This is a genomic window from bacterium endosymbiont of Bathymodiolus sp. 5 South (assembly GCF_900128535.1).
Classification (GTDB): domain Bacteria; phylum Pseudomonadota; class Gammaproteobacteria; order PS1; family Pseudothioglobaceae; genus Thiodubiliella.
In genome coordinates, this window is the sequence record NZ_FQTR01000042.1 from 1 (window position 1) to 14,379 (window position 14,379).

General features: G+C 40.3%; 18 protein-coding genes. 5 read left to right on the forward strand and 13 right to left on the reverse strand.

What is annotated here, in order from left to right; genetic code table 11:
* Positions 1-186: MGMT family protein (locus BBROOKSOX_RS05545; protein WP_139660244.1), on the forward strand; the 186-nt coding region annotated here is incomplete at its 5' end.
* Between the two features lie 23 nt (positions 187-209).
* Here BBROOKSOX_RS05545 and BBROOKSOX_RS05550 read toward each other — a convergent pair.
* From BBROOKSOX_RS05550 to BBROOKSOX_RS05595, 10 genes are read right to left on the reverse strand one after another with little or no spacing between them, the layout of a single operon-like run.
* Complete coding sequence (locus BBROOKSOX_RS05550) at positions 210-821, reverse strand: hypothetical protein (protein ID WP_139660245.1); 612 nt, start codon at positions 819-821, stop codon at positions 210-212.
* 10 nt (positions 822-831) lie between these two features.
* The gene (locus BBROOKSOX_RS05555; protein WP_139660246.1) at positions 832-1,248 is read right to left on the reverse strand and encodes a F0F1 ATP synthase subunit epsilon; all 417 of its coding nucleotides are present in this window, start codon (positions 1,246-1,248) and stop codon (positions 832-834) included.
* Positions 1,249-2,640 carry a F0F1 ATP synthase subunit beta gene (gene atpD, locus BBROOKSOX_RS05560; RefSeq protein WP_139660247.1) on the reverse strand — a complete coding sequence of 464 codons (1,392 nt, stop codon included), beginning with the start codon at positions 2,638-2,640 and terminating at the stop codon, positions 1,249-1,251.
* A gap of 24 nt (positions 2,641-2,664) precedes the next feature.
* Positions 2,665-3,528: a F0F1 ATP synthase subunit gamma gene (gene atpG / locus BBROOKSOX_RS05565; protein WP_139660248.1), complete on the reverse strand. Its 864-nt coding sequence runs from the start codon at positions 3,526-3,528 to the stop codon at positions 2,665-2,667.
* 6 nt (positions 3,529-3,534) lie between these two features.
* On the reverse strand, positions 3,535-5,076 hold the full coding sequence (atpA, locus tag BBROOKSOX_RS05570) for a F0F1 ATP synthase subunit alpha (protein WP_139660249.1): 1,542 nt from the start codon (positions 5,074-5,076) through the stop codon (positions 3,535-3,537).
* A 29-nt stretch (positions 5,077-5,105) separates the two neighbouring features.
* Positions 5,106-5,657: a F0F1 ATP synthase subunit delta gene (locus BBROOKSOX_RS05575; protein WP_139660250.1), complete on the reverse strand. Its 552-nt coding sequence runs from the start codon at positions 5,655-5,657 to the stop codon at positions 5,106-5,108.
* A 10-nt stretch (positions 5,658-5,667) separates the two neighbouring features.
* Complete coding sequence (locus BBROOKSOX_RS05580; protein ID WP_139660251.1) at positions 5,668-6,138, reverse strand: F0F1 ATP synthase subunit B; 471 nt, start codon at positions 6,136-6,138, stop codon at positions 5,668-5,670.
* 31 nt (positions 6,139-6,169) lie between these two features.
* Positions 6,170-6,409, reverse strand: coding sequence for a F0F1 ATP synthase subunit C (gene atpE / locus BBROOKSOX_RS05585; RefSeq protein ID WP_139660252.1), 240 nt, complete (start codon positions 6,407-6,409; stop codon positions 6,170-6,172).
* 25 nt (positions 6,410-6,434) lie between these two features.
* Complete coding sequence (atpB, locus tag BBROOKSOX_RS05590) at positions 6,435-7,310, reverse strand: F0F1 ATP synthase subunit A (RefSeq protein ID WP_139660253.1); 876 nt, start codon at positions 7,308-7,310, stop codon at positions 6,435-6,437.
* Positions 7,310-7,675, reverse strand: a complete 366-nt coding sequence (locus tag BBROOKSOX_RS05595) for an ATP synthase subunit I (RefSeq protein ID WP_257607779.1) — start codon at positions 7,673-7,675, stop codon at positions 7,310-7,312. The genes atpB and BBROOKSOX_RS05595 overlap by 1 nt, the downstream gene beginning before the upstream one ends.
* 172 nt (positions 7,676-7,847) lie before the next feature.
* Between BBROOKSOX_RS05595 and BBROOKSOX_RS05600 the strand changes: the two genes are divergently transcribed.
* Positions 7,848-9,134, forward strand: a complete 1,287-nt coding sequence (locus tag BBROOKSOX_RS05600; protein ID WP_139660254.1) for an NAD(P)/FAD-dependent oxidoreductase — start codon at positions 7,848-7,850, stop codon at positions 9,132-9,134.
* 84 nt (positions 9,135-9,218) lie between these two features.
* Entirely contained in the window at positions 9,219-10,031 is an 813-nt protein-coding gene (locus BBROOKSOX_RS05605; protein ID WP_139660255.1) for a hypothetical protein, read from the forward strand.
* A gap of 29 nt (positions 10,032-10,060) precedes the next feature.
* Here BBROOKSOX_RS05605 and recN read toward each other — a convergent pair whose 3' ends face one another.
* Both recN and BBROOKSOX_RS05615 read right to left on the reverse strand, forming a co-directional pair.
* Positions 10,061-11,737, reverse strand: a complete 1,677-nt coding sequence (recN, locus tag BBROOKSOX_RS05610; RefSeq protein ID WP_139660256.1) for a DNA repair protein RecN — start codon at positions 11,735-11,737, stop codon at positions 10,061-10,063.
* Between the two features lie 9 nt (positions 11,738-11,746).
* Positions 11,747-12,565 (reverse strand): NAD(+) kinase, encoded by an 819-nt coding sequence (locus tag BBROOKSOX_RS05615; RefSeq protein ID WP_139660257.1) that lies wholly within the window; start codon positions 12,563-12,565, stop codon positions 11,747-11,749.
* Between the two features lie 74 nt (positions 12,566-12,639).
* Between BBROOKSOX_RS05615 and grpE the strand changes: the two genes are divergently transcribed.
* Together grpE and BBROOKSOX_RS05625 are read left to right on the forward strand one after the other, a co-directional pair.
* Complete coding sequence (gene grpE / locus BBROOKSOX_RS05620) at positions 12,640-13,233, forward strand: nucleotide exchange factor GrpE (protein WP_139660258.1); 594 nt, start codon at positions 12,640-12,642, stop codon at positions 13,231-13,233.
* Positions 13,234-13,293: 60 nt separating this feature from the next.
* Positions 13,294-13,932 carry an adenylate kinase gene (locus tag BBROOKSOX_RS05625; protein WP_139660259.1) on the forward strand — a complete coding sequence of 213 codons (639 nt, stop codon included), beginning with the start codon at positions 13,294-13,296 and terminating at the stop codon, positions 13,930-13,932.
* A 212-nt stretch (positions 13,933-14,144) separates the two neighbouring features.
* On the opposite strand, the gene BBROOKSOX_RS05630 is transcribed toward BBROOKSOX_RS05625, so the two are convergent.
* The coding region (locus tag BBROOKSOX_RS05630; protein WP_180323868.1) for a hypothetical protein at positions 14,145-14,379 on the reverse strand (235 nt) is incomplete at its 5' end.

Sequence of the window (14,379 nt, forward strand, 5' to 3'; positions counted from 1 at the left end):
GCAGTTGGCTCGGCTATGAATAAAAACCCTTTTGCACCTGAAGTGCCTTGTCATCGTGTGGTGAAATCAAATGGAGAACTAGGGGGTTTTGCAGATGATATAGCCGTAAAAATAAAACGCCTTCAAAAAGAAGGCGTTTTAGTGGAGAATGGAAAAATTATAGATTTTAAGAAAATAGCTGTTTAAAGTGGTCAATCTATAGTTTTCAATTACAAACCTAGGTCACGCATAGCATTTATAGACTTTTTCATATTTTGTTTAATCTTACTTTCAATTTCATTTTTTTGAGAATTGGACAAATAATCCCATTTTTTAGGTAAATCTTTAAATGAAACGGGAGCAAAATCGTGAAAATGTGTATTAAATTCTTCACCGGATTTTAATTTTACAAGCGCATTCATCTCTATGTAGGTAGATGCTTTATCTTGAATACCAAAAAATGATCTTTGATAAATCCCGTAACCTGCATTATTTGGAGCTGCAGGACGATTTAACCCTGAAGGCTCAAGCGTTATAACTAAATCAACTTCGCCCTTATATTTTTTCGTTTTATTATAAACAGCAACATTTTTATAGCCTTTTTGACCAAGATACTTAGCGAATATACTGGACAATTCTTCTTGATAATTTTTGTTTATTATTTTATCGTAACTGTTTTGAAAAACTGTTGTCCCAATAGATGAATAACTAGGATATTGGGGAAAATTATTAATAATAGCAATGCTTTGAACTTTGTTTACCTGCTGTTTGCTTAAAGGCATTGAGCTACAACCTGCCAATAAAGCAATAAGTGTAAACATTAAAACAATATTTTTTTTCATACTTACTCTCTTATACCTTTTTTCCGCGCATTTTGCTAATCATTTGCAGTTGCGCCATTGACTCAGCAAGTGCTGCTTGGGTTGCTGAAATGTCTTTATTTTCAGTTGCATCTTGCATTGCTGCTTCTGCACGCTGCTTAGCCTCTAAGGCTTTAGCTTCGTTTAAGTCACTTGCACGAATAGCAGTGTCAGAAAAAATAGTAACCACATCAGGTTGTACTTCAACGATACCACCAGAAACATAAATGGACTCAATGCCTGTGTCAGTTTCAATACGAACTTCGCCTGGCTTTAATACTGATAATAGCGCAACATGTTTTGGATAGATGCCCAATTCACCCGTTGATGCAGGTGCAAACACACATTTTGCTTCACCTGAATAGAGTGACTCAGTAGCGCTTACAACATCGACTTGTATGGTTGACATTTACGATTTCTCTGCAGACGCTTTCGCCGCTTTTTCACGAACTTCATCAATAGAGCCCATCATATAGAATGCTTGCTCTGGTAAGTCGTCCAACTCACCTTCAAGAATTGCCTTGAAGCCAGAAATTGTATCTTTTAAGGATACATATTTACCGGCTGCACCGGTGAATACTTCTGCCACGAAGAATGGTTGAGAGAGGAAGCGCTGGATCTTACGAGCACGGGAGACAGATTGCTTGTCTTCTTCGCTTAATTCGTCCATACCCAAGATTGCAATAATATCTTTCAGTTCTTTATAACGCTGTAATACACCTTGCACGCCACGAGCAACATTGTAATGTTCTTCGCCAACGATGAGTGGGTCTAGTTGGCGTGAAGTAGAATCTAGTGGGTCTACCGCAGGGTAAATACCTAATTCTGCTACTTGACGCGATAATACAACCGTTGCATCTAAGTGTGCAAAGGTTGTTGCTGGTGATGGGTCGGTTAAATCATCTGCGGGTACATATACCGCTTGGATTGAAGTAATTGAACCTTTTTTAGTTGAAGTAATACGCTCTTGTAGGGCACCCATCTCACTTGCCAGTGTTGGTTGGTAACCTACTGCTGAAGGCATACGACCTAACAGCGCCGATACTTCAGTACCCGCAAGCGTGTAACGATAAATGTTATCAATAAACAATAAGACATCGCGACCTTCGTCACGGAAGTATTCTGCCATCGTCAAGCCTGTGAGTGCAACACGCAAACGGTTTCCCGGTGGCTCATTCATTTGACCATAAACAAGGGAGACTTTATCTAATACATTGGACTCCTTCATCTCGTGGTAGAAGTCATTGCCTTCACGAGTTCGTTCACCCACACCTGCAAAGACAGAGTAACCTGAGTGTTCAATCGCAATATTACGAATAAGCTCCATCATGTTAACGGTTTTACCTACACCTGCACCACCGAACAAGCCAACTTTACCACCCTTAGCAAACGGGCAAACTAGGTCAATGACCTTAATACCTGTTTCTAACAATTCTGCTGCTGGGGCTAATTCATCATAAGCGGGGGCAGGACGATGAATCTCCCACTCGGCTTCTGGATTGACATCACCTGCATTATCAATCGGCTCGCCTAATACATTCATAATGCGTCCAAGTGTCTTAGTGCCTACTGGCACTTTGATGGCGGCACCGGTATTGGAAACTTCTAACCCTCTTTTTAAGCCTTCCGAGCTACCCATTGCAATAGCACGAACCACATTATCACCTAACTGCTGTTGTACTTCTAGTGTTAATCCTGTTTCGCTCACTATTAAAGCATTGTAAATACTAGGGATATTGCCTTCTGAAAATTCAACATCAATAACTGCACCAATAATTTGTATAATTTTTCCGTTGCTCATTTACTTTTTCCTCTTTTATTAAACTTAAACCGCAGCGGCGCCACTAACAATTTCAGAAATTTCCTGAGTAATTGCCGCTTGCCTTGCCTTGTTGTAAACTAATTCTAAATCCTTCACCATATCGCCCGCATTGTCAGTTGCACTCTTCATTGCAATCATACGAGATGACTGCTCACAAGCGATATTTTCAACCAAGCCCTGATAAACCAAAGCCTCAATATAACGCACCAATAATGCACCCAGCGCCTCTTGAGCATCTGGCTCATAGATGTAATCCCAGTGGTAATCCATGCCAGTTACTTCACCAGCAACCATCGGTACTAACTGCGATACTGTTGGCACTTGTGTCATGGTATTTTCAAATTTATTATAAGCTACTGACAACTGTTGAACCTCACCAGCATCATAGGCATCTAACATGACCTTAACTGTGCCTAACAAATCATCAAATTGTGGCGCATCGCCTAAATCTGTTAATACCGATTTGATGTTTAGGTCTGTGTTTTTGAAAAATGATGTGGCCTTTTTACCAATGGTGCAAAGCTCAACATCAATACCTTGTGCTTGATAGTCAACGATTGTTTTTAGCAAACTTCTAAATAAGTTTGTATTTAAACCACCACACAAGCCTCTGTCGCTAGAAATAATGATAATACCAACACACTTGACATCGCCTATCTCTTTCATATAAGGGTGTTCAAATTCTGAATGTGCATAAGCTAAGTGACCGATAACTTCGGCAATCTTTTCAGAATAAGGGCGTGATGCCAACATTCTGTCTTGTGCTTTTTTCATTTTAGACGCTGCTACCATTTCCATAGCCGAGGTAATTTTCTGAGTGTTTTTAATACTCGAAATCTGCGTTCTAATTTCTTTTCCGCCTGCCATATTATTTTACCAAGTGTGGTTTGCCTTAAAATCATCAATTGCTGCTTGTAACTCGTTAGCAATATCGTCGTTGTAGTCACCGTTTTTACTGATTTTGTCCATCAATGTTGTTTGGTTTGCATTCATATAAGCAATCAATGCCGCCTCAAAATCAACCACTTTGTTTGTTTCAAGATCATCTAATGAACCTGAGTTAGCGGCAAAGAGTGATGTTGCCATTTCAGCCACCGATAGTGGAGAGTATTGATTTTGCTTCATGAGCTCTGTTACTCTTTGTCCACGGTCTATTTGTGCCTTTGTTTCAGCGTCAAGATCTGATGCAAACTGTGCAAATGCCGCTAATTCACGGTATTGTGCAAGGTCTAGACGAATGCCGCCACCTAATTTTTTAATGATGTTGGTTTGTGCTGCGCCACCCACTCGTGATACTGATAGTCCTGCGTTAATTGCTGGACGAATACCCGAGTTGAACAAGTCAGTTTCTAAGAAAATTTGACCATCAGTGATCGAAATTACATTGGTTGGTACGAATGCCGATACATCGCCACCTTGGGTTTCAATAATTGGCAATGCGGTTAATGAGCCTGTTTGACCTTTAACTTCACCATTGGTGTACTTTTCAACATACTCAGCGTTGACGCGCGACGCTCGTTCAAGCAAACGCGAGTGCAAGTAGAATACATCACCTGGGTATGCTTCACGACCTGGTGGACGCTTGAGTAGTAGTGATACTTCACGGTATGCCCATGCCTGTTTAGTCAAGTCATCGTAAACAATTAACGCATCTTCGCCACGGTCACGGAAGTATTCGCCCATCGCACAACCTGCATAAGGGGCAATGTATTGTAGTGCTGCTGAATCAGAAGCGCCAGCATTGACCACAATTGTGTTTTCCATGGCGCCATGTTCTTCTAATTTGCGTACAACAGCTGCCACTGAAGAGTCTTTTTGACCAATCGCAACATACACACATTTAACGCCGGTATTTTTTTGGTTAATAATCGCATCAATGGCAACTGCAGTCTTACCAGTTTGCCTGTCACCAATAATCAACTCTCGTTGTCCACGGCCAACCGGTACCATTGCGTCAATTGCCTTAATACCTGTTTGAATTGGTTGGTCAACTGATTGACGGTCAATAACACCGGGTGCAACCACCTCTAATGGGCGTGAATCTTTTGATTGAATATCGCCTTTGCCGTCAATTGCCTTACCTAATGGGTTGACAACACGACCCAGTATTGCTTCACCAACTGGTACTTCCACTAGGCGGTTGGTACATTTAACCGTATCGCCTTCACAAAGGTGTAAGTAATCACCGAGTACCACCGCACCCACTGAGTCTTGCTCCAAGTTAAGTGCCATGCCAAATGTATTGCCAGGGAACTCAAGCATTTCACCAAACTGAACATCAGCTAAACCATGAATACGAACAATGCCGTCACTCACACTGATTATGGTGCCTTCTGTGCGTGCTTCAGTTGCAAAATCAAAACCTTCTATTTGTTTTTTAATTAAATCACTAATTTCGCTTGCGTTTAATTGCATAACTATTCCTCTTTATTGTTTATATAAAATTAATGTGCAACTGACAGCTGTGAACCAAGTTCGTTGACACGAGCTTTGATTGACAAATCAATTACCTTATCGCCTTCTTTAATCACCACGCCACCGACTAAATCCTTATCTATTTCGGTATCGATACTAACCGTTGTTTTGTATTTATCAGACAAATCTTTGATGATTTCATCCTCTTCTTTTTTGCTTAATTTATAAGCACTAGTCACATGAAATGCTTTAGCATCGCTGTTTAGGTTAGACATTGCACTAAACAACGCTAGAATGCTCGGCAATGCATTAATGCGACCATTTTTTAACAACAAGTCAACAAACGCCTTTTCTTGTTTACTTAACGCTCTGCCTAGCGCTGAGGTAAATATTGCGATCATTGTTTTTGCTTTGTTGGCTTTAGTTGGGTTAGGCGATGCAACAAACGCACGCATTGTTGCGTCATTTGCAACAGATACGCCCACCTCTAAAACACCCTTCCAGTCTGCATGAGATTTATTCTGCTGAGCAATCTCAAAAACTGCATTAGCATAAGGTTTGGCGATTGTTGTTAGCTCCACTTCTTAAGTCCTATAGTGTCTGTGACAAGTTCTTTAGCATGCTTTGGTGTGCTTTAGCATCTACTTCTTTATCCAAAACAGCATTCACACCCTGCATAACTAAGTCAGATACTTGGTCTTTTAGCTCGTTACGCACTCGCTGAGATTCTTGCTCAATTTCCCCGTGTGCTTGCGTTTTGATGCGTTGTGCTTCTTGAGAGGCGACACTCTTAGCATCTTCAACCACGCTTGACGCTTGTTTGGTTGCATTGGCAATAATTTCAGAGGCTTGGTTTTTAGACTTCTCAAGTAATTCCTGAGCTTTTTGTTGTGCCTCTTTGTGTTCTGATAGCCCACGCTCTGCTGCAATTAAGCCGCTTTCAATACGCTTTTTACGCTCTTCCATGGCGGCAACAATCGGCGGCCATACGAACTTCATGCAGAACCATGTAAACATGGCGAACATCATTAATTGGCCGATCATCGTCAAATTAATATTCATAGCTTAAACCCTGCTTTAAAAAAAGTATTGATTAACCAGCTTTTGCAAATAAGATATACATTGAGATACCTACTGCAATCATTGGAACCGCATCAACTAGACCCATCACGATGAACATTTGTGTTCTAAGCATTGGGATAAGCTCTGGTTGGCGCGCTGCACCTTCTAGGAATCTTGCACCTAAAATACCGATACCTACTGCTGCACCTAATGCGCCTAAACCCATTAAGATTGAACCCGCTAAAAATAATGTTGCTTGTACTTCTGTCATTTTCTTACTCCTATTTTTTTAAAAATTAATGGCCTTTATCGTGCGCCATATCCATATACACAATAACCAAAGTCATAAAGATAAAGGCTTGTAGTAATACGATTAAAATGTGGAAAATTGCCCATGGCAATGATAGCGTCCACTGAGTCCACCACGGTAATAATGCGATTAAGATAAAAATCATCTCTCCTGCGTACATATTACCGAATAAACGTAATGAGTGTGATACCGGTTTTGCAATGAGAGAGACAAATTCTAAGAAAAAGTTAGCCGGAATTAATAAAACTTTAAGAAAAAGGTTTTTAGATGAAAAAGGGTGTAAGGTTAATTCAGCAGTAAAGCCACCAAAGCCTTTGATTTTAATACTGTAAAACAGCATCAATAAGAATACGCCAATCGCCAAACCAAAGGTTGCATTTGGATCTGTGGTCGGTACTACTTTAAAGAATACATGGTGTGGGTCAGCGCCAAAGGCTACGCCAATTTGTTGAGCCACATATGGTAGCCAATCAACAGGCACCAAGTCCATAGCATTCATCAGCACAATCCAAATAAATACCGTTAATGCTAAAGGCGGAACCAGTGGATTTTTGCCGTTAAATGAGCCACGAACATTTTCATCAATAAAGTCGATGATGCTTTCAATAAAATTTTGAGTGCCTGAAGGCGTGTCAGTGGTCATTCTTTGACCAACACGGTAGAAAAAGAATAAGAACATTGCACCTAATAAGAATGAAACCCCTAGTGTGTCTAAATGCAATGCCATAAAGCCCATTTCTTTAGCTTCTGCAGCGCTGTGTGCTAAGCCCCAATGACCGTCAGGGAACTGACCATAAGTTAAGTTCTGTAGGTGGTGTTTGATGTAATCGCTTGAAGCGATAAGTTCATTTCCTGCTGACATTATTTCCCTAAAGTCTTGTCCATTAAAAAACCACACATTCCTAAAACCAAACTAATGATTAAAGCATCTGCACTTAATTCTAAAATAAATTTCCCTATTAAAATTAAGCCCACTACCATCGCCATACGCATTACTAAGCTGATGATCATCATTCCAACACCCATTTGAGCACTGATGGTAACATCATTTTCTTGTTTATTTATGTGCCTATTAACCAGTGCTGTATTAATTAGGCTAATCATTCCCCCATAAAGTGCAGACAGTCCTACACCTGCTAGGGAGAAATAGACCACAGACACTAGTGTGATGGCTAATTGAATTTTCGGCACTTTATTATTTATTGCCAAAACTTCAAAATATGACACATTCACAAAAAATGCAAATTATACAGTCTAAACGATAAAAATTAAAAGTAATTTTATGGAATTTTGCTTTATATTACCTACATTAAGATACAATAATATTCTTATAGATTTGACAATAAACACAATACGCACAATAATATAAACCTTATAAAATAATGATTGAGGAGAGGGTATGGCACATATTGTTGTTATTGGTGCAAGCACAGGCGGATTGCCGTTTGCTTACGATATAAAGAAAACATTAGGTAAAAATCACGAAGTAACGGTTATCTCGAATAATCCAAACTTTAATTTTATTCCATCAAATCCATGGTTGGCGGTTGGTTGGCGCAGTGCAGATGACATTAGTTTTGAGCTTGCACCGAGATTAAAGCGTAAGAATATCAATTTGATTGTCGGTGAAGCAACCCAAATCAAACCGAACGAAAACCAAGTAATGGTTGGTGACAAAGTTGTTGATTATGATTACTTAGTATTGGCCACTGGCCCTAAACTGGCATTTGATGAAATTGAGGGTTTGGGTCCAGACGGACACAGTGTTTCTATTTGTACCACAGCACACTCTGAGACTGCACTCCATGATTGGGAAAATTTCTGCGCCAATGGCGGTGGTCCAATTGTTGTGGGTGCGGTACAAGGTGCTTCTTGTTTTGGTCCTGCCTATGAATTTGCATGTATTATGGATACCGATTTGAAAAAACGCGGACTTCGTGATAAATGTCCCATAACTTTTGTGACGCCTGAGCCTTATATTGGGCATTTGGGCTTGGGCGGTGTTGGCGACTCTAAAGGCTTGTTAGAGTCCGAATTTAGACACCGTCATATTAAGTGGCATACCAACGCTAAAGTTGACAAGGTTGAAGCCGACAAAGTGACTATTAGCGAATGTGATGATAACGGCGAAGCGGTTAAAACGGTTGAGATTGCCAGTAAGCATACTATGTTGCTACCAGCCTTTAAAGGCGTTGATGCCGTTGCCAGTTTAGCAGATGTGGCTACTGGCTTTGTTAATCCGCGTGGTTTTGTGATGGTTAACGAATATCAGCAATCACCTGTGAAAGACAACCTCTTTTCAGTGGGCGTTAATATCGCTATCCCACCTGTTGAGGCGACCCCCGTTATGTGCGGTACGCCAAAAACAGGCTATATGATTGAATCAATGGTAGCCGCAGTTGTGCATAATATTGAAGACATGATTAACAAGAAAGCACCTTCTAATATCCCAACTTGGAATGCCGTTTGTATTGCCGATATGGGCGATACAGGCGCAGCTTTTGTTGCTATGCCACAAATCCCACCACGCAATGTTACTTGGGCGAAAAAAGGCAAAATGATGCACTTAGCGAAAATTGCCTTTGAGAAGTTCTTTATTCGTAATATGAAAACTGGTAATTCTGAGCCAGCCTATCAAAGATACATTTTCAAAATGTTGGGTATTGAGCGTCTCAAGAAAAAGTAGGTTAGGTAAATGTACCTGATTTTGTTTACAATGCAGTGTGTCAAGGTTGCAACGCCTTATGCTAATGGTTAGATTTAAAACCAGATGAATCATAATACTAAATTTCCACCATCGGTTTTGTTGTTGCAACAGGAAGGGCATTTAATTAGTGCGTGTCTTGCTTTGGGGCTTACGGAACTTCGGGTTGCAAATGTTCATAACAAGGGTGCATTTTATTCTTCCCTTCTAAATATCTCAGTTGGCATAGAGAGGTTGATGAAGGCAATTATAATAATGCAGCACATGCTAACTAATAATTTATCAGTACCCACAAAAAAGCAGCTAAAAGACTATGGGCACAAGATAACAGATCTATATGATGAGTGTGTAAAAATATCAATTAGTAACAGCGTCAACTTGCCGAAGAGAAGTTTATTGAATAAGACAAGCCAAAAACTTTTGGAGCTACTGAGTGATTTTGCACAAACTACTAGATACCATAATCTTGATGCTCTTAGCGATCAACAAATAGGAAAAGACCCTCTAGAGTATTGGAGTGAAATAATGTCATTAATTCTCAAGCAAGATGTACCCAAACAAACAAAAGACAAAATCTTAGAGGTAGCAAGAATGCATGCAACTGCTATTGACGATATGACTATAACTATGATGCAGGGACTGAATAAGAAGCCTCTTACAACAGAGGAAGCATTGGCGTTACCAGAATTATATGATGAAGCAACTAAGTATGCGGTTCTACATTTAATTGAGATGCTTTCACCAATTCGGGACTTAATTTCAAAGCTTAGTGGGTTGGCTTATGGCTTCTCACAACCACCATTTCCTCAAATGCAAGAGTTTCTTGAGTGGATATGGGATGATCGTCAACATGTCTTGAGAAAGAGAAGATGGCCATAAAAAGTCTAATAAATTACTTCATCCGACTACTAGTGCGTTGTCTTCTGAACACTTAAGCTAATCATTTCTGCAGCAGCGGTGCGTGTTTTATCGGTAATCGTCGAGCCACCCAAAATACGCGCAATTTCATCCACACGCTGATTGTTAGACAATTGCGTAACTGTGGTTTGTGCGCCTTCTTTATCTTGTGATTTTTGCACACGCAAGTGTTGATGACCAAAGGCAGCGACTTGTGCTAAGTGGGTAATGCAAATGATTTGATAATGTTGGCTGAGTTGTTTGAGTTTTTGTCCGACGACTTCAGCGACTGCGCCACTGATGCCAACATCAACTTCATCAAAAATCAAAGTTGGGGTATATTCGCTGTCACTGCTGACGACTGAAATTGCCAAAGAGATGCGCGATAATTCACCACCTGAGGCGACTTTTTTTAAGGCTTTAAAATCACTGCCCATATTGGTTCGGACTAAGAAATCAACGCTTTCATCACCGTTATAATGCACTCCATTTTCTTTTTTTGGCAAGTCAACTTTAAACACACTGCCTGGCATACCCAAAACTTGCATCGCCTCAGTGACTAAGTTTGATAATAGGTCGGCTTTTTCCAATCTAGTTTTGCTTAGGGCTGTAGCTTGTTGGTGGTATTGTTGCGCCAAAGTTTCTTTTTGTTGTTGTAGACCCTCTAATGAGGCACTAGCGCCGCTAAGGGCTTGTAGAGACTGTGCAATGCTGTCTTGAGTGGTGATTAATTCGGTGATTTGGCAGGTATGTTTGCGTGCCAAATCGTGCAATTCGCTTAAACGCGCTTCCAGCTCAGCAGTGGTCTGCTCGTCAAACGATAGACTGCTTAAATAATTGTTGAGTTCATAAATGGTTTCTTGAGTTTGTACTTGTGCGCTGGAAAGCATTTGCGCAATTGGTGTGAGTTTTTCATCAGTTTCAAGCGCTTGATTGAGTACATGGCTTAAATTTAGCAACTGTGTGTTAGCACCCGACTCTTGTTCAAGTTGGTTGAGCACCTGTGTGGTTTTTTCAATCAAACTACTGGCATTTGCGCTGGTTTTAAAATGACGCTCAATAGTATCAAGCTCATCTTGAGCAAGGGCGGCATCTTCTAACTCTTGTAATTGGTGTTGTAACAATTCTTGCTGCTGCTGTTTGAGGTCTTGGTTGTTGCTTAACTCGTCAATTTGACTGTTAATGGTATTGTATTGAGACACAATCGTATTAAGTGTATCGCATAACTCAGGGCTTTGTGCATAAGCATCTAATAAGTCACGTTGCTGATTGTTGCGCAATAAGAGCTGGTGTTCGTTTTGACCGTGCATATCAATCAACAATTCGCCCACGCCCTTCATGATTGAAAGGGGCACATTGACGCCATTGACAAAGGCTTTTGAGCGACCATCACTAGTAATAATACGACGCAAGATACACTCTGAATCTGCATCTAATGATTGCGCTTGTAAATAGTTCTGTATCTTTTTGTGGCCTGCCACATCAAAGGCAGCACTCACTTCGGCCTTATCTTGTCCGTGACGCACAAGTGCGGAATCGCTGCGATGACCCAATACCAAATTTAGGGCTTGTAGAAGAATAGATTTGCCAGCGCCGGTCTCACCAGTTACGGTGCTCATGCCAGATTCAAAAGATAAATCAAGCGCCTCGACAACCGCTAAATTTTTAACCGTTAATTGAGATAACATAGTCCTACACTAGAGTTTGGTGCCCCAGTGTAATTTGGAGCGAATGATCTTAAAGTAATTATAATTTTTTGGGTGTAATAAACTAATAGCGTTACTGTACTGATGCAAACGAATGTCTTGTCCTGCCTTAATGGAAACCGAGGTTTGTCCATCAAAACTAACAATTGCCCCATCTTCTGAGTTTTTTACCTTAATGATCACTTCGCTATCACCAGGTACCAGTAAAGGGCGGTGACTCATGGTATGTGGGCAAATAGACACCAAGCCAATAGCATCTATACCAGGGTGCATAATAGGGCCACCACTTGATAAGGCATAAGCAGTTGAGCCGGTTGGTGTGGTAATAATCAATCCATCAGCACGCTGATTGTTGACAAATTTATCGTCAATAAATAAATCAAATTCAATCATTTTTAAAGTTTCTGTTCTATGAACAACCGCATCATTGAGTGCCAAGAATTGTCCTAGTATCTTGCCATTTTGTTCGACTTGGCACGATAGTAGGCGACGCTCTTCTTTGATGAAGTCGCCATTTAATACTTCGCTCACAATCTCTTCCATATTAGTGACAGGCACATCTGCTAAAAATCCGAGCCTGCCTAAGTTAATACCTAATATTGGAATTTTTTTATCAACAAAAGTGCGGGCAGTGTTTAATAAAGAGCCGTCACCGCCCATCACAATAATCAAGTCTGCTTGTTCGATAATTTGCTCGTCATCCTTTACTACAGCGACATTTTTATTTTTAAGAAAGATGGCTAATTCCCTGGCTTTATCGTCGCTGCGTGGGTCGTTAGGTTTGGTGATAATTCCAATGGTGTTAAACATATTGATGATTGTTGTTGATTTATTTAAAATAGACACTACATAGATAAAAATATACACGAATTGAGCACTAAAAAATGACAAAAAAACAAACACAAAGCAAAAAAAAGACAACAACCTCAGTAAAGCAAGAAACTAAAAATACAAAAGAAGCAACAGTTGCAGATATTGAAGCGGCAATCAAAAACGCTTCAAGCTTACCTGAGGAGGATGATTTACAAGCACAATTAGCAGAAGCACAGCAATCTGCTAAAGACAATTGGGACAAGGTGGTACGCGCTCAGGCTGAAATGGAAAACCTGAAACGCCGCAATGCCAAAGATTTAGAAAACGCACACAAGTTCGCACTGGATGGTTTCGTTAAAGCCTTGCTTGAGGTAAAAGACTCTTTGAGCATGGGACTTAAAACAGCCCATGAAGACACGGCCACAATTGAAAGTATTATTGAAGGGCTAGAAATGACGGATAAAGTTTTTCTTTCCACGATGGTAAAGTTTGGCGTTGAGTCCATCAACCCAGAAGGCGAACCTTTTAATCCCGAATTACATGAAGCCATTACCATGTTACCGATGCCCGATAAAGAATCTAATACCGTTTTAGATGTTGTACAAGTTGGCTTTACACTGAATGGTCGCTTAGTGCGTCCAGCAATGGTGGTTGTGGTTCAATAGTTTTTAGAGTCTGCTCTATGGTATAATCTTTACTCATTTTTTATTTTATTAAGGAAACATATGAAACTCATTCTTTTAGGTGCGCCAGGTGCTGGCAAGGGTACTGTTGCAAAATTACTAACAAAAATTGACGGTTCACCTCAGATTTCTACGGGTGATATTTTGCGCGGCGCAGTTGCCGCTGGCACGGAACTTGGCAAGCAAGCACAAGCAGCAATGAAGGCGGGTGACTTGGTGTCTGATGATTTAATCATGGGTATTATGGAACAAAGACTTCAAGAAGATGATTGTAAGGCTGGCTATTTATTAGATGGTTTTCCACGCACTATTCCACAAGCAGAAGCCTTAAAAAAATTGCTTAACAAAATGGGTGAAAAATTAGATGCTGCTGTTGAGATTGATGTTGCCCGTGATGTTATTCTTGATCGCTTAACAACGCGTCGTACTTGTACGGGTTGTGGTGAGATTTATAATGTTAAATCCAATCCACCTGCAGTTGAAGGTGTTTGCGATAAATGTGGTGCATCGGTAGTGCAGCGCGATGATGAAACTGAAGAAGCCATCAGCAATCGCCTCAATGTTTATAATGACCAAACAGCTCCTCTGGTTGGTTTTTATAAAGAAGAAGGTCTGTTATTAAGTGTTAAGGCCACCTCATCTCAATCAGTTATTGATGCAATTCAAGCAAAAATCGGCTAATTTTCTGCGTCTTTTTTCATTCTAACAGTCTTCAACAGATGCATGATGGCTAAACATTAAAAATACTCGGAAACAAAACAAAAAACCTCAGGTGTCAAAACCTGAGGTTTTTTATGGTTTACTTTATCATTCAACTGTGCGTTTTTGGAATAAGGAGATAGGCACAAAACCTTATTCACAAGTTTAAAAACTTATTGGGACGCACTGTGTCACTATCTCCTTATCCAATCGCCATTGGATAGTGTAATCGAAAACGGTTTTTGGTGTTGATGATTGGCACGATTGTTATGATACGAGGGGACGCTACCCTTATTTATAGAGACTTTTGCATAAGTAGGAATGATTAGCAAAATGACAAGTTTTGCCGACTTGGTAATTTCTTTAAACCTTGTCCTAGCAGGGCTAAGGCTGGGTTTAAAAAATCGCCAAGTGGGTGAAAAGTGGGTT

Coding starts and splice junctions, on each gene's coding strand:
- grpE (WP_139660258.1), top strand. CDS start 12,640: ATGACAAAAAAACAAACACAAAGCAAAAAAAAGACAACAACCTCAGTA.
- BBROOKSOX_RS05625 (WP_139660259.1), top strand. CDS start 13,294: ATGAAACTCATTCTTTTAGGTGCGCCAGGTGCTGGCAAGGGTACTGTT.
- atpE (WP_139660252.1), bottom strand. CDS start 6,409: ATGACAGAAGTACAAGCAACATTATTTTTAGCGGGTTCAATCTTAATG.
- atpB (WP_139660253.1), bottom strand. CDS start 7,310: ATGTCAGCAGGAAATGAACTTATCGCTTCAAGCGATTACATCAAACAC.
- atpD (WP_139660247.1), bottom strand. CDS start 2,640: ATGAGCAACGGAAAAATTATACAAATTATTGGTGCAGTTATTGATGTT.
- BBROOKSOX_RS05580 (WP_139660251.1), bottom strand. CDS start 6,138: ATGAATATTAATTTGACGATGATCGGCCAATTAATGATGTTCGCCATG.
- BBROOKSOX_RS05615 (WP_139660257.1), bottom strand. CDS start 12,565: ATGTTTAACACCATTGGAATTATCACCAAACCTAACGACCCACGCAGC.
- BBROOKSOX_RS05605 (WP_139660255.1), top strand. CDS start 9,219: ATGAATCATAATACTAAATTTCCACCATCGGTTTTGTTGTTGCAACAG.
- recN (WP_139660256.1), bottom strand. CDS start 11,737: ATGTTATCTCAATTAACGGTTAAAAATTTAGCGGTTGTCGAGGCGCTT.
- atpG (WP_139660248.1), bottom strand. CDS start 3,528: ATGGCAGGCGGAAAAGAAATTAGAACGCAGATTTCGAGTATTAAAAAC.
- atpA (WP_139660249.1), bottom strand. CDS start 5,076: ATGCAATTAAACGCAAGCGAAATTAGTGATTTAATTAAAAAACAAATA.
- BBROOKSOX_RS05555 (WP_139660246.1), bottom strand. CDS start 1,248: ATGTCAACCATACAAGTCGATGTTGTAAGCGCTACTGAGTCACTCTAT.
- BBROOKSOX_RS05600 (WP_139660254.1), top strand. CDS start 7,848: ATGGCACATATTGTTGTTATTGGTGCAAGCACAGGCGGATTGCCGTTT.
- BBROOKSOX_RS05550 (WP_139660245.1), bottom strand. CDS start 821: ATGAAAAAAAATATTGTTTTAATGTTTACACTTATTGCTTTATTGGCA.